Source organism: Corallococcus aberystwythensis (assembly GCF_003612165.1).
GTDB lineage: Bacteria > Myxococcota > Myxococcia > Myxococcales > Myxococcaceae > Corallococcus > Corallococcus aberystwythensis.
This window is the reverse complement of record NZ_RAWK01000074.1, coordinates 1-25202: the sequence shown is the minus strand read 5'-3', so window position 1 is coordinate 25202 and position 25202 is coordinate 1. Positions and strand designations below refer to the sequence as shown.

Sequence of the window (25202 nt, the reverse complement as noted above, 5' to 3'; positions counted from 1 at the left end):
GGAAGTGGAGAGTCAGGGGACTGGCGGCCGTCGCGATGGTGTCGGTGTCGCCGGGGTGTGGTGGTGTGACGGAAGGGCCGCCGCCGGGGGAGGACGGGGCGTTGAAGGCGGTGGAGCAGGCGGCGCTGCCCACCGTGTGCCAGCCACGGACGTACCTGGACCAGCGGACGTTGGTGGCGGTGGGCGACGCGTCGGTGCGGAATGACCAGCCGGATGCGAACATGAGCACCCAGTCCACGCTGTACGTGGACGCGGCCCCCACGCGCTACCAGTCCTATCTGCGGTTCCAACAGGAAGGGGAGGGTGGCGAGCTCGTCCAGGCGCGGCTGCGGCTGTACGCGAAGCAGGGCACGAGCACGGGGGTGTCGTTCCATCCAGTGACGGGAGGCGCCTATCCGCCCGCCCTCACCTGGAACACCCGGCCGACGGAGGGCGCCGCGGTAGCCACCGTGGCTTCCGTCGCCAACGACGCCTGGCTGACGGCGGAGGTGAAGGGCGCGGTGACTGACCGCCATACCTTCGACCTGGGCGTCCTTCCGCAGGGAGATGACGGGGCGGAGTTCTCCTCGATCGAGGCATCCAACGTTTCGCGCAGGCCGCGGCTGGACACGGTCTACCGCTACGACTGGTGCACGTACCGGGGGAGCGGCACGCCCTCGCAGGCCTGGGCGAAGACGCTGGGGGGCGCGGCGCGGGAGAGCGCGCGGGCGCTGGTGAACCTGCCGGATGGTTCCGGCTTCGTGCTGGGTGGGTCGTACAGCGACGGCCCGGCGCAGGCGGGCGGCGCGGCATTGCCGGGGCCCTCGGGCTTCCTGGTGGCCCGCTTCACCACGGCGGCCCAGCACCAGTGGTCGCGCGCCTACGGGGTGGGGCAGCAGGTGTCCCTGGGCGCGATGACGGTGACGCCGCTGGGCAACGTGCTGGTGGTGGGCACGTACCAGGGCAGTCCGGACTTCGGCACCGGCCCGCTGCCGTCCATCCAGTCCGGCCGGGGGATGTTCGTGCTGAAGCTGTCCCCCACCGGCAACCCGGTCTGGTCGCACGGCTTCCGCGCGGAGAAGCGGCCCAAGTGGGATGAGGGGTATGTCCATCCCTCCTTCGTCGTGCCCACCGGCGTCGCCACCGACGCCAACGGGAGCGTCATCGTCGCGGGCCACTTCGGGGGCTACGCGGACCTGGGCGGTGGAGAGCTCTACGCGGGCCCGCTGAGCGAGGCTCCGGATGATCAGACCCAGTCCCTCTTCCTGGTGAAGTACGACTACAACGGCGGCCATCAGTGGTCGCAGGACTTCGTCACCCAGGACGAGTTCACCGAGGCGAACGCGCTCGCCGCGGACGCGGCGGGCAACATCCTGATGGGAGGCCGCGGCAACAACCCCGTGCTCGCGACGCCGGGCATGCGCGTGGGGACGGCCTTCGTGGCGCGCTTCACTCCGAGCGGCGCGCCGGTGTGGGGCTACGGACTGAAGGGGAGTGTCGGCCGCATCCGCGGGCTGGCGTTCCTGCCCGACGGGGGCGTGGCGTTCGCGGGGGGCTTCAACGGGACGTTCACCTTCCAGGGCCAGACGTATTCAAGCCGGGACCCCATGCACGACGTGCGGCCGGATGACGGCGTGTTCGGCACGCTCACCGCGTCCGGCGGCGAGGGCTGGGTGCGCGTGCTGACGACCGAGCCCAGCGGGGACGTGGCCGAGCAGGTGGCGGTGGATGCCGCGGGCAACATCGTGGTGAACGGCATCGTGTCGGCGGACACGCTGGACCTGGGCGGCGGCGTGCTGGGCACGCCCGGACTGCCCGGCGGCAGCTCGCTCCGGTTCGTGGCCAGCTTCAGCCCCACGGGAACCCACCGCTGGTCGCGCCTGCTGGGCCCCCAGGTGTCCAACGCGTTCATGGCGGTGTCCCCGGACGGCTCCACCCGGCTGGGCTTCACGTTCGAGGGCTCCACGCCGGTGGGCGCCTCGACGTTCGTCTCGTCGGGGCAGACGGACATGGGGCTCATCCAGTTCACGCCGTAGGCGCGTGACGCGGGGCCTCGGGCCCGGTCCTCCCACGCGGAGGGCCGGGCCCCGTGCGCGTTCCTGTCCGTCCTCCCTTCCCTGGGCCCGGCGAAGCGGCGACACTGACCCCTCGCCGCCCTCACGCTCTGAAGGGGAACCGACCGTGCTGCGCGCCCGCCTCGTCTCCCGTGACCGTCCCGACGACCTGTCGCTGGTCCTCCGCCGCCTGAACCTGTCCCCACGCAACCGCGAACACCTGACGCGCGAGCTGGGCTACGCGCACGTGCTCGTCACCGGGGGCCGTCCCTCCTACGAGGAGGAGCTGGTGCCGCCGTACGGCTCCAGGGAACGGGAGAAGCTGCCCACCTGGACGCCGGGCGCGCACGTGGACCATCCCGGCGAGGTGCTCCTGTCCGGCAGCCGCCAGCAGTTCGACCGGCTGATCTCGCTTGCCCGCAAGTCCCCCCGCACGGACGGCCTAGCGCGCGTGCTGGAGGAGGTGCTGTCCCCCGCGCCCATGCCGGCGTTGATCCTGAGCGGGCGAAGGTTCGAGTGGGGCACGCGCACATACCTCATGGGCGTGGTGAACGTGACGCCGGACAGCTTCTCCGACGGCGGCAACTTCGTGGACGCGGCCAGCGCGGTGGAGCACGCGCTGAAGCTGGTGGACGCGGGCGCGGACATCCTGGACGTGGGCGGTGAGTCCACCCGGCCGGGCTCCCTGCCGGTGTCCGCGGACGAGGAGCTGTCGCGCATCCTCTCCGTGGTGGAGGGCATCAAGCGCCGCTCCACCGTGCCCATCTCCGTGGACACCATGAAGGCGGCGGTGGCGAAGGAGGCGCTCAAGGCCGGCGCGCACCTCGTCAACGACGTCACCGGCTTCCATTCCGACCCGGCGCTGCCCGGCGTGGTGGCCGCCGCGGGCGCCGCGTGTTGCCTGATGCACACCCAGGGCATGCCCAGGACGATGCAGCAGGCGCCCCACTACGAGGACGTGGTGGGCGAGGTGATGGACTACCTGGAGGAGGGGATGTTCCAGGCCACCGAGGCGGGCATCCCGCGCGAGCGCATCCTCCTGGACCCGGGCATCGGGTTCGGCAAGACGCTGGAGCACAACCTCTTCCTCCTGCGACGTCTGGGAGAGCTGCGCGGGCTGGGGCAGCCCCTGCTGGTGGGCACCAGCCGCAAGTCCTTCCTCGGGAAGCTGGCGGGCGGCAAGGGCCCCCAGGAGCGGCTGGCGGCCACCCTGGGCTCCGTGGCGGCCATGGCCGTCCTGGGCGGCGCGGACGTGGTGCGGGTGCACGACGTGGGGGAGGCCCGGGACGCGCTGGTGGTGGCGGACGCCATCCGGGGGGCCCGGGGTGGCGGCGACCTGTACGGCGGCTGACGCGGACAAGCCCTGGCGCCGGGGGTGTTCAGGTCCGTACGCCCGGGCGCTTGCCTGGGTGGCACCGCATCCCTAGCTTCGGGCCCACGTGCCGGACGGGGTATAAGCCCCGGACGCGAGTGGCCGGAGCCCTTCCGGCAATGGGAAAGGTGGAGCGGCACACATGGCGTACAGGATGGACATGCCCCCCAAGGAAGTTCAGAAGACGGAGCGGCTGTTCGGCACGGACGGCGTTCGTGGCGTGGCCAACGTCTATCCGATGACGGCCGAGGTCGCGATGAAGCTCGGCCGCGCCCTGGCGTACCTCATCCGCAGCGGTCCGCACCGCCACCGCGTCATCGTGGGCAAGGACACGCGCCTCTCCGGCTACATGCTGGAGCAGGCCCTGTCCGCCGGCCTCATCTCCATGGGCGTCGACGTGGAGCAGGTGGGCCCGCTGCCCACGCCCGGCATCTCCAACCTCACCACGTCCATGCGCGCGGACGCGGGCGCCGTCATCTCGGCGTCCCACAACCCGTACCAGGACAACGGCATCAAGTTCTTCTGGCGTGACGGCTTCAAGCTGCCGGACGAGACGGAAGCGAAGATTGAAGAGCTGGTCTCCAGCGGTGAAATCGACAATATCCGCCCCACGGCGACGAAGATTGGCCGGGCCATCCGCCTGGACGACGCGCGCGGCCGTTACATCGTCTACCTGAAGGCCACGTTCCCCCGCGAGCTGACGCTGGAGGGGATGACCATCGTGGTGGACTGCGCCAACGGCGCGGCGTACCGCACGGCGCCGGCGGTGCTGGAGGAGCTGGGCGCGAAGGTCATCGCGCTGGGCGTGTCCCCGGACGGCAAGAACATCAACCACAAGTGCGGCGCGCTCCACCCGGAGGGCCTGGCCAAGGCGGTGGTGAAGCACGGCGCCAACCTGGGCGTCGCGCTGGACGGCGACGCGGACCGCCTCATCGTCGTGGACGAGAAGGGCAACGTCGTGGACGGCGATGCCATCATGGCCATCTGCACGGGTGAGCTCGTCGCGCGCAAGGAGCTGAAGAAGAAGACGCTCGTCTCCACGGTGATGAGCAACATCGGCCTGGAGCGCGCGGTGGCGCAGTGGGGCGTGAAGGTGGTCCGCACGCGCGTCGGTGACCGGCACGTCGTGGACGAGATGCGCCGCAATGGCTACAGCCTGGGCGGCGAGCAGAGCGGCCACCTCATCTTCCTGAACCACACCACCACGGGCGACGGCACGCTCGCGGCGCTGCAGCTGCTGGCCGTCATGTGCCGTCAGCAGAAGCCGCTGTCGGAGCTGGCCTCCATCTTCCAGCCGGTGCCGCAGACGCTGCTCAACGTCGTGGTGAAGCAGAAGCGCGAGCTGGGTGAGCTGCCCACGGTGATGAAGGCCATCAAGAACGTGGAGCAGAAGCTGGGCAGCAACGGCCGCGTGCTGGTGCGCTTCTCCGGCACGGAGCCCAAGGCCCGCGTGCTGATTGAAGGCGAGGACGCGGCGCGCAACGAGGCGTACGCCCGCGAAATCGTCGAGGCGCTCTCCAAGGCGCTCAACGGCTAGCGACAGCGGTTGACTTCCGGACGCCGGCCACGAATAGAGGGGCCGGCGCGGGCCCGGTCCCTTGGACCCTCCCGCACCGCGCCAGCGCAAGGAGCGGGACGATGGGACAGCGACTGGGTGTCAACGTGGATCACGTGGCGACGCTGCGTCAGGCGCGGCGCACCGTGTATCCGGATCCGGTGACGGCCGCGGCGATGGCGGAGCTGGCCGGCGCCCGGCAGATCACCATCCACCTGCGCGAGGACCGGCGCCACATCCAGGACCGGGACCTGCGCATCCTCCGCGATACGGTGCAGACGCTCCTGAATCTGGAGATGGCCGCCACCGCGGAGATGGTGAAGATCGCCTACGAGTACAAGCCAGACGTGGTGACGCTCGTCCCCGAGCGGCGCGAGGAGCTCACCACCGAGGGCGGCCTGGAGGTGTCGGGCCAGCGCGAGTCCATCGCGAAGATCATCAAGAACCTCAAGGACGGGGAGATCGCCGTCTCGCTGTTCATCGATCCGGACCTGGACCAGGTGCGCGCGTCGCACAAGGTGAACGCGGACCGGATTGAACTGCACACGGGCCGCTACTGCGAGGCGCGCAATGAGAAGGAGCGCGCGCGGGAGCTGGCGCGCATCGTGGATGCCGCCAAGGCGAGCGCCAAGCTAGGCATGGGCGTGGCCGCGGGCCACGGGCTCAACTACGACAACGTGCAGGCCATCGCGCGCATCCAGGAGATCGACGAGCTGAACATCGGGCACGCCATCGTGGCGCGGGCGGTGCTGGTGGGCTTCGAGCGCGCGGTGCGCGAGATGCTCGAGCTGATGCGCGACCCGGGGTAGGCGGCCATGCCCATCGTCGGCCTGGGGTTGGATCTCTGCTCCATCGAGCGCATCCAGCGCATCCTGAAGGGTCCGCGCGCGGAGGCGTTCCTCGCGCGCGTGTACACCGACGGCGAGCGGGCCTACTGCGCCCCGCGCCACGACGCGGCCAGTGCGTACGCGGCCCGGTTCGCGGCGAAGGAGGCGCTGGTGAAGGCGATGGGCGTGCCTCCTGGCGTGAAGTGGCGGGACATGGAGGTGGTGCGCGAGGGCGGTCCGCCGCGCTTCGTGCTCTCCGGCGTGGCCCGTGAGGTAATGGAAGCGCGGGGGTGGGAGGCGATGCTCGCGCTCACCCATGATGCCGGCGTGGCCGCGGCCACGGTGGTGCTCCAGACGAAGTAGGGAGGTTGGAAGCCATGCAGCGCGTGCTCACCGCGAACCAGATGCGAGAGGCCGAGAAGGCCGCCCAAGAGCAGCACGGGATGCCGTCCGGGTTGTTGATGGAGAACGCGGGCCGGGCGCTCGCGGAGGCCGCCCGGAGCGTCTCCGGGCCCAGCGGGCGCTTCACGGTGCTGTGCGGCCCCGGCAACAACGGCGGGGACGGACTGGTCGCCGCGCGCTTCCTGTTGGAGGGAGGCTGCCGCGTGGTGGTGTCGCTGGTGGGGGACACCGGGAAGCTCACCGCGGAGGCGAAGCGCAACCTCCAGGCGCTGGAGGGCTTCGGTGAGTCGCCGCGCGCCTTCGAGGCGCTGCCGGAGGCGGGCCCGGGCGACGTGGTGGTGGATGCGCTCTTCGGCACGGGCCTGAAGCGGGCTCCTGAAGGCGTCTTCGCGGACGCGATTGGCACCGTGGCGCGGTGGCGGCGCGCGGGGGCGAAGGTGGTGGCCGCGGACGTGCCGTCCGGGTTGCAGAGCGACACGGCGGAGCCCTTCTCGCCGTGCGTGGAGGCGGACGTCACGGTGGCCTTCGGCTTCGTGAAGCCCGCGCATGAGCTGGAGCCCGGCGCGTCGCTGTGCGGCGACGTGCGGCGCGTGGACATCGGGCTGGGCGGTGAGTCCACGCGCGCGGTGTCCGGCGCGGAGCTGTTCCGCGTGGAGGAGAAGGACGCGCGCGAGGCGATTCCGAAGCGCCGCGCGGATTCGCACAAGGGCACCTACGGCCACGTGCTGGTGGTGGCGGGCAGCCCGGGCAAGACGGGCGCCGCGGCGATGGTGGCCCTGGCCGCGCTGCGCAGCGGGGCGGGGCTCGTCACGGTGGCCACTCGCGCGGAGGCGCTGCCGTGGGTGATGGCGCATTCGCCGGAGATCATGGGCGTCGCGCTGCCCGGTGAAGGCCCGCTGGGGAAGGGCGACCTGGAGGCGCTGAAGGCCGCGCTGGAGGGCAAGGACGCGCTGGTGATGGGGCCGGGCATTCCGCGCGGGCCGGAGACGGGCGCGCTGATTGGCGACCTGCTGGCGTCCGTGGAGGTGCCCGCGGTGCTGGACGCGGACGCGCTCAATGCCGTGGCGGAGGACCTCAAGGTGCTGCGGGAGGCGAAGGGGCCCGTGGTGCTCACGCCGCACCCGGGAGAGATGGCGCGGCTGTGGGGCCGGACGACGAAGGACGTGCAGGCGCACCGCGTGGGTGTGGCGCTCAACCTGGCCACGTCGCTCAACTGCACGGTGGTGCTCAAGGGCTCGCGCACGCTCATCGCGGAGGCAGGCGGACGCGTGTTCATCAACCCCACGGGCAACGCGGGCATGGCCACGGGCGGCACGGGCGACGTGCTGTCGGGCGTGTGCGGCTCGCTGCTCGCGCAGGGCATCCCGCTGCCCAAGGCCGCGTGGACGGCCGTCTACGCGCACGGGCTGGCGGGCGACCTGATGGCGGAGCAGCGCGGGCTGATGGGCCTCATCGCCACGGACCTGCTCGTGGGCCTGGGCCACGTCTGGACGCGGTGGCAGCGATGAACGTGCGCATGCGGCGCTTCACGCTTCCGCGCCTTGTGGACGTGCTCGTGGGTCCCGGCCTTGTCGCAACGCGGTGGCCGCGATGAGCGGCACGGAGCAGCCCACCCGCTTGCGGCGGCTCGTGTCGCCTTCGCCGGAGGAGACGCACCGGCTGGGCGTGAAGCTGGGGCAGCTGCTCCAGCCCGGGGACTTCGTGGGGCTGATTGGCGACCTGGGCGCGGGCAAGACGCACCTGGTGCGCGGCGTGGCGGAAGGCGCGGGGGTGGCGCAGTCCGAGGTGGCCAGCCCCACCTTCGCCATCGTGTACCCATACGACGGCCGCATCCCGCTGTACCACGCGGACCTGTACCGCCTGACGGACTACGACGAGCTGTACGCCACCGGGTTCCTGGACCTGGTGGGCGGTGACCACGCGATGCTGGTGGAGTGGTTGGACCGCATCCCCCAGGCCGCGCCGCGCGACTTCCTGCGCGTCACGCTCCGCCATGAGAGCGAGGACGCGCGGAGCCTCGACGTGGAGGCCTTCGGCGCGCGTCCCGCGGCACTGCTCGACGCGTGGCTGGGTTGATCAGACCACGGAGTGCTGCACTTGCGGCCGCGGGTTCAGCACGCCGTCCGCCAGCGTCTGCACCTTCCAGCGGTGGAACACGAGCCGCGAATCCACGCCCACCACGTCCTCTTCATCCACCTGCACCCAGTGCGGCCCGCCGCACAGCGACTCGCTGGAGACGAGGAACTGCTGGAGCGGCACGCCCGAGTTCGGCGCTCGCAGGGACTCCGGGCAGCCGCTGATGCCGGAGGAGATGAAGAGGGTGCGGTTGCGGCGCGTGGCCACCATCGCCTCGCCGTCCGTGACGAGGAAGTTCATCGCGGAGCGTTCCTTCGGCTCGCGGCTTCCCGGCACGTCCGTCATCGTGGACACCAGCGTCATCGTCTCCGCGAGCGCCTGCGCCATCGCCTCCACGCTCACCGTGCCGTCGAGCGGCCCGCGCGCCGACAGCCGCGACAGGAACAGGTAGAAGCAGCGCTCGCTGTCCGTGGTGCCCTTGATGTTGACGCGCAGCTCCGGGTGGATGAGCGCTTCCACGGCGGCCTTGTGCTTCGCGAACTCGCGCAGCGTGCCGTTGTGCACGAAGGACCAGCGGCCGAAATAGAACGGGTGCGAGTTGCGCAGCTCCACCGCGCCCACGCTGGCCAGCCGGATGTGCGCCACGACGGTGCGCGCGGAGACCTGGCTGGACACCCGCTCGAAGTCGGGGTCGCTGTGCGCGGGGCCCACGCCGTGCGCGACGAGCGGCGAGCACTCCGGGCCGTAGGTGGCGATGCCCCATCCGTCCTTGTGCTCACGTGACTGGATGAGGAGGGAGTTCCTCTCCGTCACCAGGGCGGTATGGACAGCGGCGGGAACGGCGCTTCTGAATCCAAATAATCGGCACATGGTGGCAGCTGATCTCTACAACGGCCGGCCCACGAGGGAAGTTCCACCTGCCCCCTCGGCTGATGCCAGTTGTTCAGCGGCATCCACTCAGGGGCAGTGATTCATTCGCGCGCGAAACACCACACGTCCACCCTTCACCACCACGCGCGCGTGACTGATACCCAGATGATAAGGCAGATGCCGGTAGCTGCGACAGGCGAACACCACCAGGTCGCCCGCATCTCCCACTGCCAGTCGCCCCTGCCGTTGCAACCCCAAGCATTGCGCGGCCCCTCGGGTGGCGGCCCAGTAGGCCTCCGCCGCCGACAGGCCGTTCTCCAGGCAGGCGAGCCCCAACACCAGCGCCACGTTCTCCGTCATGGAAGAACCGGGGTTCACGTTGGAGCCCAAAGCAATGTTGACGCCCGCGTCCCGCAGCTTCCGGCCGGGCGCGTAGGGGCGCATGCGCAGGAAGAGGGTGGAGGTGGGCACGAGTACGGCGGTGACGTTCGCGGCGGCGAGCGCACGGATGCCCTCGTCCGTCACCTGCTCCAGGTGGTCCGCGCTGGCGGCGCTCACCTCCGCGGCCAGCGCCGAAGCGCCGCAGGCCGTGAGCTGATCCGCGTGCAGGCGCGGCGTGAGGCCCAGCGCCTTCGCCGCGTTGAGCAGCCGGCGCGATTCCTCCACGCTGAAGGCGCTCTCCTCCGTGAAGACGTCGCAGAAGCGGGCCAGTCCTTCGCGCGCCACGGCGGGCAGGATCTCGTTGATGCAGAGGTCCAGGTACTCGGCGCGGCGGTCCTTGTACTCCGCGGGCACGGCGTGCGCGCACAGCAGCGTGGGCACCAGCTCCAGCGGTGACAGCGCGCCCAGCCGGCGCACCGCGCGGAGCATCTTCAGCTCGTCGTTGAGCGACAGGCCGTAGCCGCTCTTCACCTCGGCGGTCGTCACGCCCTGCGCGAGCAGCCGCTCCAGCCGGGGCAGGGCGAGCGTGGCCAGCTCCTCCTCGCTCGCGGCGCGTGTGGCGCTCACCGTGTTGACGATGCCGCCGCCCGCCTTGGCGATTTCAAGATACGTGGCGCCCTGGTTGCGCAGGTCGAACTCAGCGGAGCGCTCGCCCGCGAACACCAGGTGCGTGTGTGGGTCCACGAAGCCCGGGCCCACGAAGCCGCCCTCGGCGTCGATGATCTCCGTCGCGTCCGTGAGCGCACCCTGGGGGAGGCCGGACTCCGGGCCCACGTAGGCCACGCGTCCGTTCTTCACGCCAATGCCGGCTCCGGCGCGTGGGGTGAGGGCTGCTTCCGCGGGTTCGCGGTGGGTGCCCTCCACGGTGAGCACCTCGGAGGTGTTGCGCACCCACAGGTCCAGGGCTTCCATGCTCAGCGTCCTCCGCGTACGCCCACGACGGGCGCGTTCCAGCTCGTGTCACCCGAGTGCGCCCGGCCGAAGCCGCCGGACAGCTCCACCTTCGTGCGGCTCTCACCGAACTTCACCTGCGCCGCCACGACAGCGCCATAGAAGTGCGTCGTCACCTGCGAGCCGGGGTTCACCAGCGACTGCTGCACGCTGAAGAACGGCACCAGGCCAATGGACATGCCGGGCTCCGGCTGCACGGTGAACGCGCAGGTGGCCTCCACGCCGAACAGGCTGCTGGTGCTGTCCGTCTCCCCCAGGCCGAAGTCGGACGCGCCCCGCACGGAGAGGGCAGGGGACAGCCCCAGCCGCTCCGAGCCGAGGTAGTACGACACGCCGGTGTAGACGCCGTAGCCGGGCACCGGCAGGCCCACGAACTCGCCCTGCAGCCCCAGGTGCCACGACAGCCGGTCATCCACGGGCACCGTCACCGAGCCGTCGAGGTCGATGCCCCACTGATCATTCTGGAAGGGCTTCGCGTCACCCTGGAAGGTGCCGTGCTCCCCGCGCTCCGCCAGCTGTGGGGCGTTGAGGCGGGGGCCGGCGCGCAGGCCCAGCTGGAAGAAGTTCTCGTCGGGCATGCCCGGGCCCATGCGCATCACCATGGGCCCGGCGGTGGTGGGGGTGCAGCCCGCGAGCACACCCATCACCGTGGTCATCACGAAGGCTCGGACGCGTCGTGGCATCCGGTGCACTCTAGGCGGTGAGGCCGGGGATGCGCACGCCCCGCTCCTTCGCCACGTCGATGGCCTCCGGATAGCCCGCGTCCGCGTGGCGCAGCACGCCCATGCCGGGGTCGGACGTGAGCACGCGCTCGATGCGGCGCGCGGCCTCCGGCGTGCCGTCCGCGACGATGACCTGGCCCGCGTGCAGCGAGTAGCCCATGCCCACGCCGCCGCCGTGGTGGAACGACACCCACGACGCGCCGTTCACCGCGTTCACCAGCGCGTTGAGGATGGGCCAGTCCCCCACCGCATCCGAGCCGTCCTTCATGGCCTCCGTCTCACGGTTGGGAGACGCCACGCTGCCGCAGTCCAGGTGGTCGCGGCCAATCACGATGGGCGCCTTCACCTCGCCCTTGCGGACCAGCTCATTGAAGGCGAGGCCCGCCTTGGCGCGCTCGCCGTAGCCCAGCCAGCAGATGCGCGCGGGCAGGCCCTGGAACGCCACGCGCTCCTGGGCCATGTCCAGCCAGCGGTTGAGCGACGCCTTCTGCGGGAACAGCTCGCGCACCGCGCGGTCCGTGCGGCGGATGTCCTCCGGGTCTCCGGACAGCGCCACCCAGCGGAAGGGCCCCATGCCCTCGCAGAACAGCGGGCGGATGTACGCGGGCACGAAGCCGGGGAACTCGAAGGCGTTCTGCATCCCGCCCACCTTCGCCTGGCCGCGCAGGTTGTTGCCGTAGTCGAAGACGTGGCTGCCCGCGGCCTGGAAGTCGTTCATGGCCTGCACGTGCATGATCATCGACTCGCGGGCGCGCTTCACGTAGCCCTCCGGGTCGCGCTTGCGCAGCTCCGCCGCCGCTTCCAGCGACAGGTCCGTGGGGATGTAGCCGTTGAGCGGATCATGCGCGCTCGTCTGGTCCGTCACGAGGTCCGGCTTGATGCCGCGCTTGTACAGCTCCCGGAACACCGACGCCGCGTTGCCGATGATGCCGATGGAGCGGCCCACGCGCTTCTGTTGCGCGTCCTTCGCCAGCGCCAGCGCCTCATCCAGGTCCTTGGCCACGACGTCCAGGTAGCGCGTCTCCACGCGGCGCTGGGCGCGGTGCGGATCGATTTCGACGCCCAGGAACACGGCGTTGTTCATGGTCGCGGCCAGCGGCTGCGCGCCGCCCATGCCGCCCAGGCCGCCGGAGAGGATGAGACGGCCGGCCAGGTCCTCGTTGCCGAAGTGGAAGCGGCCCGCGGCGGCGAAGGTCTCGTAGGTGCCCTGCAGGATGCCCTGCGTGCCGATGTAGATCCACGAGCCGGCCGTCATCTGGCCGTACATCATCAGGCCCTTCTTCTCCAGCTCGTGGAAGTGCTCCCAGTTGGCCCAGTGGCCCACGAGGTTGGAGTTGGCGATGAGCACGCGCGGCGCGTCCGGGTGCGTGCGCAGGATGCCCACGGGCTTGCCGGACTGCACGAGCAGCGTCTCGTCGTCGGTGAGGCTCTGGAGGCTGGAGACGATGCGGTCGAACGAGGGCCAGTCCCGGGCGGCCTTGCCGGTGCCGCCGTAGACGACCAGGTCTCCGGGCTGCTCGGCCACTTCCGGGTCGAGGTTGTTCATCAGCATCCGGAGCGCGGCCTCCTGCACCCAGCCCTTGCAGGAGAGGGTGGTGCCGCGAGAGGCGCGGATGATGCGGGACATGCGGAAGACTCCTGGAGAAGGGGGCGCCCACCCTAATCGAACCCCCGGGGCCGCGGGGGGCTTGCGTGCAGGGCCAGCGTTGCTCCAGGACACGCTGGACGCCGTGCGTCAGTAGTCCTTGCGCGCGTCGATGTAGGCGCTGAAGTGGAACACGTTCGTGGAGTCCCAGAACTTGAAGTAGTTGCCCACGGGCTGGCTCAGCCAGTAGGCGGTGCCCGAGCAGCCGGTGCAGATGAACGCGCCGTTGCGGCGGATGTTCCAGATGCCGCTGATGTCGTCCACGCTGGTCGCGATGGCCGGCGAGCCCACCAGCTCGAAGTCATAGGTGTTGCCGCCCGCGACCCCGTGGAAGTTCACGAACGCGGTGTTGGTGGACTGGTCCCACGCGACGACGGCGTTGCCGCTCGTCACCGGGTAGCTGCCGGTGTTGTCAGCGACGAAGAAGCCGCGGCTGGACCAGATGCTGTGGACCGCCGGGGCGGCGAGGGCGGGGAGGGACAAGAACAGCGCCGCGACGATGGCGGAACGGAAGGCCTTCATTGGGGGATGACTCCTGCTTGCGGGGGTTGGCGCGGGGCGCCGGGGGGCACTCCGCGTGAAGCCCATCCTGCCTGAACCCCGTGAAGCTTGGAAATCACGTTCATCGTTGATGCCGGGAGAATGGGGAGCGGGGCCCCCGAACTGCCGGGAGGGCGCGGTCGCGGTAGAGTCGCGCCGCGCGAAGAGGTGGGACATGGATCAGGGACCGGGACAGGGGCAGGACGGGGACGCGTTGGCGGTGCCGGCGGCCCAGCCACCGTTGGAGGCGAAGGCTCCGGAGGTGGGGCCGGTGAAGACGGTGGCGGGCGGGGTGCCCGCGGTCTTGAGCGCGCTCAAGCACGTGCTGGGCGAAGCGGGCCCGTGGCGCGGCGGCAAGCTCCTCTGGAAGATCAACCAGGAGGACGGCTTCGACTGCCCCGGGTGCGCCTGGCCGGATCCACAGCACCGCTCCGTGCAGGAGTACTGCGAGAACGGCGCGAAGGCGGTGGCGGAGGAGGGCACGCAGGAGCGCGTGACGCCGGAGTTCTTCCGCGACTGGAGCGTGGCGCGGCTCGCGGAGCAGTCCGACCTGTGGCTGGGCAAGGCGGGCCGGCTCACGCACCCCATGGTGCTGCGCGAGGGCGCGACGCACTACGCCCCCATCTCCTGGGATGAGGCCTTCGCGCTGGTGGCGGAGGAGCTGAACGCGCTGGGTTCGCCCGACGAGGCGGCCTTCTACACGTCCGGCCGCACGAGCAACGAGGCCGCGTTCCTGTACCAGTTGTTCGTGAGGCAGTTCGGCACCAACAACCTGCCGGACTGCTCGAACATGTGCCACGAGTCCAGCGGCACGGGGCTGTCGGAGACGATTGGCATTGGCAAGGGGTCCGTGACGCTGGAGGACTTCGACCACGCGCAGGCCATCTTCGTCATCGGGCAGAACCCGGGCACCAACCACCCGCGCATGCTGACGGCGCTCCAGGCCGCCGCGCGCAGGGGCTGTGAAATCGTCAGCGTCAACCCGCTGCCGGAGACGGGGCTCAACCGCTTCAAGCACCCGCAGGAGGTGCTGCACCTGTTCGGCCCGGGCACGGCGCTGAACAAGCTGTTCCTCCAGGTGCGCATCAACGGCGACGTGGCGCTCCTCCAGGGCCTGGGCAAGGCGCTGCTGGACCGGGAGGCGAAGGCGCCGGGCACGGTGGTGGACCGGGCCTTCGTCGAGGGCAAGACGACGGGCTTCGATGCGTACGCCGCGCACCTGGCCACGGTGTCCTGGGACGACGTGGTGGAGGAGAGCGGCGTCCCGCGCGACCAGCTTGAAGCGGCGGCGGACATCCTGGCGCGCTCCGAGCGCACCATCTTCTGCTGGGCCATGGGCCTGACGCAGCACCGGAACGCGGTGGGCAACATCCAGGAGATCGTGAACCTCACGCTGTTGCGCGGCAGCATCGGCAAGCAGGGCGCGGGCGTGTGCCCGGTGCGCGGTCACAGCAACGTGCAGGGCGACCGCACCATGGGCATCTGGGAGCACGCCAAGCCGGAGTTCATGGACGCGCTGTCGAAGGAGTTCGGCTTCGAGCCGCCGCGCCACAGGGGCCTGGACACGGTGGGGACGCTCCAGGCGCTGCACGACGGGCGCGTGAAGGTGTTCTTCGCCATGGGCGGCAACTTCCTGTCGGCCACGCCGGACACGGAGTTCACCGCGCGGGCGCTCCGGCGTGCGCGGCTCACGGTGCACGTGTCCACGAAGCTCAACCGCGCGCACCTGGTGCATGGCCAGCGCGCGCTCATCCTCCCGTGCCTGGGGCGGACCGAGCACGACGTGCAGGCGGCGGGGCGGCAGTTCGTGACGGTGGAGGACTCGATGGGGATGGTGCACGCGTCGCGCGGCGCCGTGGCCCCCGCGTCCGAGCACCTGCTCAGCGAGCCCGTCATCGTGGCCCGGCTGGCGCAGGCGGTGCTGGGGGCGCGCTCGAAGGTGTCGTGGCTGTCCCTGGTGGAGGACTACGACCGGGTGCGCGAGCTCATCCAGCGCTGCATCCCGGGCTTCGAGGACTTCAACCGCCGCGTGCGCGAGCGCAACGGTTTCGCGCTGCCCAACGGTCCTCGCGAGGGGCGCTTCACGACGAAGGATGGCAAGGCGCACTTCACGGTGCACGCGATGCCGCGCCACCGGCTGGAGCCCGGCCAGCTGATGATGATGACGGTGCGCTCGCATGATCAGTACAACACCACCGTGTATGGATTGGACGACCGCTACCGGGGCATCCACCAGGGGCGGCGCGTGGTGTTCCTGCACCCGGAGGACGTGAAGGCACGCGGGCTGACGGCGGGGCAGAAGGTAGACCTCACCAGCCACTTCCAGGGCGAGACGCGGGTGGCGCGCGAGTTCCTGGTGGTGCCGTACAACATCCCGCGCCAGTGCGCGGCCACCTACTTCCCGGAAGCGAACGTGCTGGTGCCGGTGGACAGCTTCGCGGAGAAGAGCCGCACGCCCACGTCGAAGTCCGTGATCATCACCGTGGCCCCCAGTCCCGAGCCCACGGCCCTGGTCCCCGTCAGCACCTCGAGGTCCGGGTGAGCCTGTCGCAGCAGTGGGTTGAAGCCTCCTGGCCGGAGGCCCTCCAGGCCCTCCACGCGCGCGTCGCCGCCACGGCGCCGCAGGAGGCCGTGGCGTCGAGCGCGGACTGGCGCGAGGAGTTCGCCCGCTGGGTGCGCGGTGCTTCGTTGGAGGAGCGCAACCGGGCCCAGGCTGCCGCATGGGAGCGGCTGTCCCCAGGCGAGCGCACTCCGGCGGAGCTGCTCTTCCTCCTGTCCACGCTCAACGAGCTGCTCTGGCCGTACGAAGACCCGCGCCCGGGGCTGCTGAAGCAGTTGCTCGCGCGGCAGCGGGCCGCGGTGACGGCGCTCCGTGACGCGGGCGACATGGAGAACGCCGAGCGCATCCAGCGTGAGAGCACCGTGACCCTGTCCACGGTGCTGACGCGCTACCTCAAGCGACACCCGGAGGCGCTGTCGACGCTGGTGCGCGACGTGCCCTGCACCTACGACGGCCGCGCGCTGCGCTTCCAGGACACCGTGGAGGTGGACCTCAAGTACGTCATGGGGACGGGGGCGAAGTCGGTGGACCTGCTGGAGCAGCTGCGCGCGCTGCTCCCCGACACCCGCGAAGGTGGCCGCGACAAGCTCACCGACTTCATCCGCACGCGCGCCGCGCGCATCCCCTGGCGCGAAGCGAGTGAAGTGCTGGGGGAACGCCTCTTCTCGCTGGCCACGTCGGAGGACGGCCGCGGCGGCATGCGCGGCTTCCTCGCGTGCTATCCCAACGGGCGCAAGGAGCCGGACTGGTGCTCGCGCGCGGGGCTCCTGCTGGCGCGCACCGTGGAGGTGGGCGGGCCGCCCGCGGTGGTGGAGAACCTCTGCGACCTGCTCACGCTCTTCGACGCGCCCCCGGTGGACGGGCTGCGCGGAGCCCTGGGCGCGCTCGTGCAGAGCGACTTCGAGACGGCCGCCGACCTGGGCCACGCGCGCTTCGTGCTCGACCACTGCCAGGGCACGATGCGCAAGAGCGAGCCCGCGCTGGCGCTCGCGCTGCTGTGGCTGGAGGAGCGCCTGTTCCGTGCCTCCATCCGGCGCGGCGTGCCGGAGGCCTTCGAGCGGCGCGCCCGTGCCCGCGCGAAGCTGGAGTCCCTGCCCGGCTTCACGCACCTGGTGTGGCTGGCGGAGGAGTGCGCGGAGATGTGGCCTCGCTTCCGTACGCCCGCGCGGCCCGGCCTGGACGGACTGGTCGCCTGGCGCAAGGAGGTCACCTGGCGCATGGGCAGGAAGCCCGTGCTGCGCAAGGCGGCCATCGAGTTCCTCCTGTGGTGCGCGCCCGATGAAGCCTCGTCGGAGGCGGAGCTGGCCACGCTGGCGCTCGTGCGCAACGCCACGGACCGGCGGCTGGTGCGCCGCATGCTGGAGCATCCTTCTCCCCGGGCCCGCTTCCGCGCTCGCGCGATCCAGTCCTACCTCCAGGCCGGGGCAGGGCAGGGGAAGCACGCGCCTCCCATCGAGCCCTCCGAGCCCACGACGCTGACCGCCTCCCTGCGCCACCTGCACGCGACGCGCGCGGTGCCCGTGGGCGGCCGCACCTGGCTGCGAGATCGCGACCTGGAGGACCTGCTCGTGGGCGCGGTGGGGCGCATGGAATCGGAAGTGGCCCAGCGTCATCCCCAGCGCTTCCGCGAGGAGACGTCGGAGCTGGTCGCGGGGTTGCTCGAAGGGCTGCGCTCGGAGCTGGAGCACGTGCAGACGGCCCTGGGGTCGCTGGTGGCCTCACCGCTGTCCTTGTCCATGGCCGTGCACCGCCAGCCGGCCCCGTCCACGGAGGGAGGCACGGAGGTGGCCTTCGTCGTGTCCGTGGAGCGCGAGGGCTTCGTGCGCACGCGCCGCGTGGTCCGGGTGCCGGTGGCGAAGCTGGAGCAGCGCGGGGAAGGGCAGTGGCTGCCCACTTTCCGTCTGGGCCGCGATCGTCTGGACGCGCTGCTCGCGCGCACGGAGGCCGCGTTCTGCCTCTTCCTGGTGCCCGCCTTCGTGCGCCCGGAGCTGTGGGTGATGCCTGCCCGGCTGGCCCGGGCCCTGATGGAGTCGCAGGGCGCCCTGTCCGGTGTGCCGCGCGAGGCCGCGCAGGGGGCCTCCCGGTCCCTGGCGCAGTGGCTGGTCTACGACGTGCTGGGCCTGTGGGTGGGGGACGAGCGGCCCGACGTGGTGGAGGCGGCGCGCGAGGGGGACAGCGCCGCGGAGTTCGTGGTGGACCTCACGGTCCGCTGACGGTCCGGGGCGTTCATCCCGTGGCGCCCCGGGTCAATGTCGTGCGGCTGGGAAACATCCTAAAGTGCACACGTCCCTCCAACCCGGTTCCTTCTCAAGCTTCCTGAAAGGAAGTCGTCGTGCGCTTGCTGCGTTTCGTCGTGCCGCTGTTCCTCGTGCTGGCAGGGCTGCCGGGCTGTGAGCCTGGCATCAACCCCGTCGTGAATGTGCCCTCCACCGGCTCGGTGCGGCTCGCCGTCTCCACACCCCAGGCCGCTCCGGGGGATGTGTCCCGCGTCAAGGTCACGGTCTCCGCCTCCGACATGGCGTCGCTGTCCACCGAGCTGTCGCTCACCGATGGCACGTGGGGAGGCGTGCTGGGGGCCATTCCTCCTGGATCGAACCGCACCTTCCTCGCCCAGGCCTTCTCCGCGTCCAACGCCCTGCTCTACGAGGGAAGGGCCGAGGGCATCACCGTGACCGCGGGCTCCACGGGCCTGGTCACCTTGGTCCTTCAGGCGGTCACGGATCCGCCCCCCTTCATCAACGAGGCGCCGATCATCGACTCGATGGTGGCGAGCGGCACCACGGTGCACCCGGGAGGCAGCATCTTCCTCGCGGTCAGCGCGCATGATCCCAATGCGGGCGACACCATGAGCTATGCCTGGACCGCGCCTTCGGGCAGCTTCGGCTTCCCCTCGAATGCGAGCACCAACTGGACGGCGCCCTTGATGGAGGGCGAGGTGCCCTTGTCCCTCACGGTGAGCGACCAGCACGGGGCGAGCCTCGTGGTGAACCTCACGGTGTCGGTTTCCGCGGTCACGGGGGCCCAGGAGGTGACGATCGGCTTCAACACCTCCCCCGGGGTGACGTCCCTGACATCCTCGCGTTCCTTGATGGACGTGGGCCAGCAGACGGCGCTGTCGGTGGTGGCCACGGATGGGGACGGAGACCCGCTGAGCTACCAGTGGAGCGCGACGTGCGAGGGCAGCTTCACGGGGGCCAGCACCGCGAACGCCACGTTCACTCCCTCGGCCAGGCCCTTGGGCGCCTGCAACAACTGCCAGGTGCGGGTGACGGTGACGGATGGCCGGGGAGGGCTGAACACAGGCAGCGTGGCGCTGTGTGTCGCCCAGGCCGCCTGGCGGCTGCCGCCCGTGGTGACGTACGCCCAGCCCGCCAGACCGTCGGCCAGTGCTCAGCAGACCCTCACCTTCGAGGTGAGGGCGAGCGATCCGGCGGGTTCCGCGCTCACCTTCGACTGGACGGCCAGCGCGGGGACCTTGGGCGCGACCACGACGGATGCCTCCAGCAGCATCGTTGCGTGGACGGCCCCCGCATGTGTCGACGCTGATCCTCCCAGCCTCACGGTCACCGTCACCAATGCGCTTGGCATGCAGAGCACCAAGACCTTCGTGGTGACGGGCCTGCTGGTGTGTACTACCGAGGCCTGGGCCTCGACTGGGGCGATGGTCGAGCAGCGCTTCTTCCATTCGACGACCGTGCTCGCCAATGGAAAGGTGCTTGCCGTGGCGGGTTCCAAGGGGACGGGCGGCCTGCAGTCCGCGGAGCTGTACGATCCGGCCACGGGCACCTGGAGCCCCACGGGCTCCCTGTCGCTCATGAAGGGCAGCCAGACGGCGACCCTGCTGCCTAACGGAAAGGTGGTCGTCGCGGGAACCAGCTCCAGGTTCACGGAGGTCTACGACCCGGCTACGGGCACCTGGAGCGTCTCCGGTTCGATGTCCGCCCCGCGCCAGGGGCATCAGGCGCTGCTGCTGCCCAATGGCAAGGCGCTCATCGTGGGGGGGATGACCTCGAGCGACACGGCGACGGCGGAACTGTACGATCCAGCCACGGGCACCTGGAGCCTCACCGGATCCATGTCGGTGCCTCGCTACATGCTCGCGGCGGTGCTGCTGCCCAATGGGAAGGTGCTCGTCTCGGGGGGGACCGAGGCCTCGGTGGGCGCCCTGGCCACGGCGGAGCTGTACGATCCGGCCACGGGGACGTGGAGCCCCACCGGTTCCATGGTCCACCCGCGCAACCGACATACCGCGACGCTGCTGCCCAACGGCAAGGTGCTCGTCTCGGGGGGATACGGCACGTACGCGGAGCGGGGCGTTGCGACGGCGGAGCTGTACGATCCGAGCACGGGCACCTGGAGTCCCACCGCATCCCTGGCCTTGAACCGTTACCTGCACGAGGCGGTGTTGCTCCCCAATGGAAAGGTGTTCGTTTCGGGAGGCATCGGCGGCGAATACGGCAAGGACCTCCGGAACACCCCGGAGCTGTACGACCCTGCCACGGGGACGTGGAGCCAGGCCCTGACCATGCCCGCCTCGCGCGGTCGGCCGACGGTGACGCTGCTGCCCACGGGCAAGGTCCTGGTGTCGGGGGGATACGACACCTCCAATGCCGCCGTGACGACGGCCGAGCTGTACACCCCATGAGCGAATAGCCCGGAAATTGTCCGGGAATATCCAACGCCCCCGGCGTAAAGGCGGATGAGGGGTGTTGGAACACGCCCGGGAGGGGTCCCGGGCAACAGGTCCGTCCGTCGGCTGACGGGAAGGCATGCCTCCGCGTGCGCAATGGCGCGCGCGTCTCCAGGGAAGCGAGAGGCATTCATCATGAAGACTTCGTTGCGTGCGGCGTGGGCCCTGCTGGGCCTGGCTGTCACGGCGGGACTCGGTGCCTGTGGCGAGGGCTCCGGAATGAACGCCGAGCACCGGCTCGTGTCGTCCTCCGACGAGCCCGTCCTCGCGCAGCAGGCGTCGGCGCTGTCGGACACGCTGGAGCAGTACGCGGCCAAGTGTGACGCGGCCATCGGCGCGACGGTGCCGGACTTCAACTGCGAGCTGGGCACGGTGGTGCCCACGACGAACCACGTCAACGGCAAGTGTGACCGGCCCAACCGGCTCAACCAGCAGTGCGACCCGGGCAGCCGCTTCCAGGTGCTGAAGGACACGGCGGACGTGTCCATCGTCGCGCACTGCCGCAAGCAGGGGAACGCGGCGAACTACTACGGCGACATCGCTGTCATCCAGACGAACAAGAAGAACGGCGCCACCTGCTTCTACCAGGCGCTGGGCACCCTCTACGGCGCGGACGTGAAGGCCCCCTCCAAGGGCACGGGCGCGTGGAGCTGGAAGACGCCCGCGGACACGGCGTCCATCCGCTGCGTGCGCTGCCATGACAACGGGGCCATCGTCCGCTCGCCGTACCTCACGCAGGTGACGGGCGTGAACAAGCTGCCGGGCGCGGGCGACTTCGGCTTCAACCGCGACCAGCCCTACCGCTTCATCGGCGCCGACTTCGCGACGTGGAAGGCCTACAAGGTGGAGGTCGCCGGCAACGTGTGCCTGGGCTGCCACCGCATGGGCACGAACAACCAGGTGACCTACGACGACGGCGTGGCGCTGGACCTGGGCATCCGCGCGACCGCGACGTCGGAGGTGGCGAAGAACCCGCACTCGCCCGCGTCGCCCATCTGGATGACGCCGGGCTCCACGCTCTACGACGCGAACAACGCGAGCGCCGCCGCCGCCATTCGCGCCTGTGCGCTGCGCCGCAACGAGGTGCCGCTGCCCAACACCTCCACGTGCCGCATCACCCAGTACACGGACGTGGGCGTCCCCAACCTGCCGGGCACCTTCACGGCGGTGTGGGAGCCGGGCACGCAGTCGGAAATCCAGGCCTACGCCCGCACCTACGCGGACTACCGCGAGAAGTATGATCAGCTCTGGTCGCAGGGCTGGCGCCTGCACACGCTGCAGCCGTACGTGGTGGGGACGCAGGTGCTCTACAACGCCGTCTGGCGCCCCAGCACCGAAGGCGAGATCCAGCTCTACGGCGCCAGCTACACGGCCTTCCGCGCGAAGTACGACGAGCTGTGGCCGCAGGGCTGGCGGCTGAAGATCCTCCAGCCGTACGTGGTGAGCGGGCAGACCTACTACACGGCCGTCTGGCGCCCGAGCACCGAGGGCGAGATCCAGGTCTACGGCGCCACGTACGCGTCGTACCGCGCGACGTATGACTCGCTGTGGCCGCAGGGCTGGCGGCTGAAGCTGATCCAGCCGTACGTGGTGAACGGGCAGACCTATTACACGGCCGTCTGGCGTCCCAGCACCGAGGGCGAGGTGCAGGTGTACGGCGTCACGTACGCGTCCTTCCGCGCGACGTATGACTCGCTGTGGCCGCAGGGCTGGCGCCTGAAGTTGCTGGAGCCGTACGTGGTGAACGGGCAGACGCTCTACACGGCGGCGTGGCGTCCGAGCACCGCGGGCGAGTCGCAGCTGTATGGCTCGGACTACAGCGGCTACCGCGGCCGCTACGACGAGCTGTGGCCGCAGGGCTGGCGCCTGAAGATCCTCCGCGCCTACTGAGCTGAGCGCCGTCCACCACACGCCATCGGTCCCGGGGGGAACCGTGTCCTCAATGAACCTGTCGAACGAGGAGTCCGCCGTGTCGCGTTTCCACTGCGAGATGAAGCCGGAGCAGAAGGGCGCACGCGCGCGGTCTCCGGATGAACGTCCAGGGACCTACGTGGACGGAGTCCGGTGGCGTCAGTCGCGAGCCCGGGGGCGGAGCGGATCCACGGGCGCATATCCGCCCTTGCGCCACGACGCACGGGACGAGCTGCCCGAGCGGAGGCAGGCCCCCCCGGGGATGGGGCCGGACACCGGAGAGTCGATGACGCCGCCCCCGGCGCGGACGGCTCCGGGGCAGGCGACCTTCGGAGACCTGGTCGCCACGTCCGCCGCGACGCGCGCCAGCTTCGAGCGCATGGCGTGCGCCGCGGCGTGCAACGCCACGGTGCTGCTGGAAGGGGAGACGGGCACGGGCAAGAGCCGCGCGGCGCACGCCATCCACCGCGCCGGAGCTCGCGCGAACGCGCCGTTCCTCGTCGTGGACTGCGGCGCGCTCCCGGCCAACCTCCTGGAGAGCGAGCTGTTCGGCCACGAGAAGGGGGCCTTCACCGGCGCCGTCCAGCGCCGCGTGGGCGCCTTCGAGGAGGCCGACGGCGGCACCATCTTCCTGGACGAAATCGGCGAGCTCCCCGCCGAGCTCCAGCCGAAGCTGCTGCGCGTCTTGGAGAACCGGGAGATCCGCCGCCTGGGCACCAACACGTACCAGCCGGTCAACGTGCGGGTCATCGCGGCCACGCACCGCGACCTGCGTGAAGAGGTCCAGGCGGGCCGCTTCCGCGCGGACCTCTACTTCCGCCTCGCGGTGGTGGGCATCCCCATTCCGTCCCTGCGCGAGCGCACGGAGGACATCCCGCTCATCGTGGAGCGCATCCTCGTGGGGCTGGGCGCCACGCCCGAGCAGCTGGCGAAGCTCACCACGCCGGACTTCCTCGCGAGGCTCCAGCGCGCCGCGTGGCCGGGCAACGTGCGCGAATTGCGCAACCACCTGGAGCGCTGCCTCGTCTTCCAGAGCGCGCTGCCGCCCACCGCGCCTGATGCCCTGGCCCCCGCTGCTCCTCGCGCGGTGGACCCGTCGCTGACGTACGCGGAGTCCCGGCGCCGGGCGCTGGAGTCCTTCGAGCGCGACTACGTCGAAGCGCTCCTCAAGCTGCACGGAGGCAAGGTGTCCCAGGCCGCCGCCGCCGCGGACATGGACCGCGTCTACCTGTACCGGCTGTTGCGCCGGCACGGACTCAAGAGCTGACACCGGCGGGCTCACAAATCCCGCGCGCGGCGGAGGCGGGTGTCGGAGAATCCTCCGCATGTCCGCTCCCATCCTCGACCTGCACTCGCTCCCGGCGATGCCCGCCACGCTGCTGCGCGCGGCCGTTCCCTTCGGGAAGTCCCGGGGCAGCACCACGCTGCCGGCCCTGACGCTGCGGGCACATGGCTGCCGCGCGTCGCCCGTGCTGCTGGAGCGCTACCGCACCGCGTGCGGCTTCGACGTGGACGGCTTCCTGCCGCTCACGTACCCGCAGGTGATGGCCACGCCGCTGCACCTCCAGCTGCTGGGCCTGCCCGACTTCCCGTACTCCGCGATGGGCATCGTGCACGTGCGCAATCACATCCAGCAGCACCGCCGCCTGCCGGACACCGCCGCGCTCACCGTGGCCTGCCGCTTCGACGGCCAGCGCGAAGTGCCCGCCGGCCACGAGTTCGACATCGAGACGCGGGTGGAGTCCCAGGACACGGGCGAGCTGCTGTGGCAGGCCGTCAGCACCATGCTGCGCCGCCACACTGCCCGGAAGGACAAGGACGGCGCTCGCAAGGCTCCGCCGCCAGAGGACACACGCTTCACGTCCAGCCGCCCCGCGCCCTGGAGCATCCCCGCGGACACCGGACGCCGCTACGCGCGGGCCTCCGGCGACTTCAACCCCATCCACCTCACCGCTGTCACCGCGAAGCCCTTCGGCTTCCCGCGGGCCATCGCGCACGGCATGTGGACGCTCGCGCGCTGCGTGGCGGAGCTGGGGGAGGCGGGCCACGCGGACGCGCTCCGCCTGGACTGCGACTTCAAGAAGCCCCTCTTGCTGCCCTCCCGGGTGATGTTCCAGACGGCTCGCGAGTCCGCGGGCGTGGCGTTCCGGGTGCTGTCGGAGGAGGGGAAGCCGCACCTGGTGGGGCGGCTGGGCTGAAGGGACGGGCGGCGCGCCGGCGGGCCGGTGAGGGGCCCGCCAGACGCGTCAATCACTCAGCTCCGGGAGGTCCGGCAGGCTGTCCGGATCCAGCTTCATCAGGGCGCACAGCCGGCTCAGCGTGGGGATGGTGGGGACCATCACCCCTCGCTCGACGCGGGCCAGGACTTCCACGCCCAGTTCCAGATGCTCGGCGACTTCCTCCATGGAGAGCCCCGCCTGCTGCCGCGCTGCCTTCAGCGCGGCGCCAAGCGCTTCGGCCCGCTCTCTCCGACTCTGTGTCATCCCCCGAGCATGGCGCCATCCGGCCCTCGCGTCACTTGAATCCCACACGCCCCCCGCGCGGACGGCGGCCCAGCCGGGGAGCGCCTCCCCGGGACGTGAAGTCCCCAACAGCCCGCTTCCCCCC

General features: G+C 70.8%; 19 protein-coding genes. 13 read left to right on the top strand and 6 right to left on the bottom strand.

Features of this window, described 5'->3' with window-relative positions:
* The first annotated feature begins 35 nt into the window (after window positions 1-35).
* The 7 genes from D7W81_RS14355 to tsaE all read left to right on the top strand — a co-directional run bounded on the left by D7W81_RS14355 (window position 36) and on the right by tsaE (window position 8265).
* Window positions 36-2015, top strand: a complete 1980-nt coding sequence (locus D7W81_RS14355; protein ID WP_158621597.1) for a CBM96 family carbohydrate-binding protein — start codon at window positions 36-38, stop codon at window positions 2013-2015.
* Window positions 2016-2160: 145 nt separating this feature from the next.
* A complete protein-coding gene (gene folP / locus D7W81_RS14350) occupies window positions 2161-3384 on the top strand; it encodes a dihydropteroate synthase (RefSeq protein ID WP_120555931.1) in 1224 nt (407 codons plus the stop codon).
* A gap of 163 nt (window positions 3385-3547) precedes the next feature.
* Entirely contained in the window at window positions 3548-4942 is a 1395-nt protein-coding gene (gene glmM, locus D7W81_RS14345) for a phosphoglucosamine mutase (protein WP_120555930.1), read from the top strand.
* Window positions 4943-5043: 101 nt separating this feature from the next.
* Entirely contained in the window at window positions 5044-5769 is a 726-nt protein-coding gene (locus D7W81_RS14340) for a pyridoxine 5'-phosphate synthase (protein ID WP_120555929.1), read from the top strand.
* 6 nt (window positions 5770-5775) lie between these two features.
* Window positions 5776-6150 (top strand): holo-ACP synthase, encoded by a 375-nt coding sequence (locus D7W81_RS14335; RefSeq protein ID WP_120555928.1) that lies wholly within the window; start codon window positions 5776-5778, stop codon window positions 6148-6150.
* 14 nt (window positions 6151-6164) lie between these two features.
* Window positions 6165-7697: an NAD(P)H-hydrate dehydratase gene (locus D7W81_RS14330; protein ID WP_120555927.1), complete on the top strand. Its 1533-nt coding sequence runs from the start codon at window positions 6165-6167 to the stop codon at window positions 7695-7697.
* An 82-nt stretch (window positions 7698-7779) separates the two neighbouring features.
* Window positions 7780-8265, top strand: coding sequence for a tRNA (adenosine(37)-N6)-threonylcarbamoyltransferase complex ATPase subunit type 1 TsaE (gene tsaE, locus D7W81_RS14325; protein ID WP_120555940.1), 486 nt, complete (start codon window positions 7780-7782; stop codon window positions 8263-8265).
* Here the strand turns inward: tsaE and D7W81_RS14320 are convergent, their stop codons facing one another.
* From D7W81_RS14320 to D7W81_RS14300, 5 genes are all read right to left on the bottom strand, one after another.
* Window positions 8266-9135: a class II glutamine amidotransferase gene (locus tag D7W81_RS14320; RefSeq protein WP_120555926.1), complete on the bottom strand. Its 870-nt coding sequence runs from the start codon at window positions 9133-9135 to the stop codon at window positions 8266-8268.
* A gap of 87 nt (window positions 9136-9222) precedes the next feature.
* Window positions 9223-10488 (bottom strand): imidazolonepropionase, encoded by a 1266-nt coding sequence (gene hutI / locus D7W81_RS14315; protein ID WP_120555925.1) that lies wholly within the window; start codon window positions 10486-10488, stop codon window positions 9223-9225.
* A gap of 2 nt (window positions 10489-10490) precedes the next feature.
* A complete protein-coding gene (locus D7W81_RS14310) occupies window positions 10491-11210 on the bottom strand; it encodes a hypothetical protein (protein WP_120555924.1) in 720 nt (239 codons plus the stop codon).
* Window positions 11211-11220: 10 nt separating this feature from the next.
* Window positions 11221-12876, bottom strand: a complete 1656-nt coding sequence (gene hutU / locus D7W81_RS14305) for a urocanate hydratase (RefSeq protein ID WP_120555923.1) — start codon at window positions 12874-12876, stop codon at window positions 11221-11223.
* A gap of 108 nt (window positions 12877-12984) precedes the next feature.
* Window positions 12985-13416, bottom strand: coding sequence for a hypothetical protein (locus D7W81_RS14300; RefSeq protein WP_120555922.1), 432 nt, complete (start codon window positions 13414-13416; stop codon window positions 12985-12987).
* A gap of 193 nt (window positions 13417-13609) precedes the next feature.
* Between D7W81_RS14300 and D7W81_RS14295 the strand changes: the two genes are divergently transcribed.
* The 6 genes from D7W81_RS14295 to D7W81_RS14270 all read left to right on the top strand — a co-directional run bounded on the left by D7W81_RS14295 (window position 13610) and on the right by D7W81_RS14270 (window position 24793).
* Window positions 13610-15976, top strand: coding sequence for an FdhF/YdeP family oxidoreductase (locus D7W81_RS14295; protein WP_120555921.1), 2367 nt, complete (start codon window positions 13610-13612; stop codon window positions 15974-15976).
* On the top strand, window positions 15973-18207 hold the full coding sequence (locus D7W81_RS14290; protein WP_244227209.1) for a hypothetical protein: 2235 nt from the start codon (window positions 15973-15975) through the stop codon (window positions 18205-18207). Before D7W81_RS14295 ends, D7W81_RS14290 begins: the two co-directional genes overlap by 4 nt.
* Before the next feature lie 119 nt (window positions 18208-18326).
* Window positions 18327-20639 carry a Kelch repeat-containing protein gene (locus tag D7W81_RS14285; RefSeq protein WP_244227208.1) on the top strand — a complete coding sequence of 771 codons (2313 nt, stop codon included), beginning with the start codon at window positions 18327-18329 and terminating at the stop codon, window positions 20637-20639.
* 180 nt (window positions 20640-20819) lie between these two features.
* Window positions 20820-22574 (top strand): hypothetical protein, encoded by a 1755-nt coding sequence (locus D7W81_RS14280; protein WP_147445483.1) that lies wholly within the window; start codon window positions 20820-20822, stop codon window positions 22572-22574.
* Between the two features lie 52 nt (window positions 22575-22626).
* Window positions 22627-23862 carry a sigma-54 interaction domain-containing protein gene (locus D7W81_RS14275; protein ID WP_120555919.1) on the top strand — a complete coding sequence of 412 codons (1236 nt, stop codon included), beginning with the start codon at window positions 22627-22629 and terminating at the stop codon, window positions 23860-23862.
* 58 nt (window positions 23863-23920) lie between these two features.
* Entirely contained in the window at window positions 23921-24793 is an 873-nt protein-coding gene (locus D7W81_RS14270) for a MaoC family dehydratase (protein WP_120555918.1), read from the top strand.
* A 48-nt stretch (window positions 24794-24841) separates the two neighbouring features.
* On the opposite strand, the gene D7W81_RS14265 is transcribed toward D7W81_RS14270, so the two are convergent.
* On the bottom strand, window positions 24842-25078 hold the full coding sequence (locus D7W81_RS14265; protein ID WP_043321491.1) for a helix-turn-helix domain-containing protein: 237 nt from the start codon (window positions 25076-25078) through the stop codon (window positions 24842-24844).
* Between the last annotated feature and the right edge of the window lie 124 nt (window positions 25079-25202).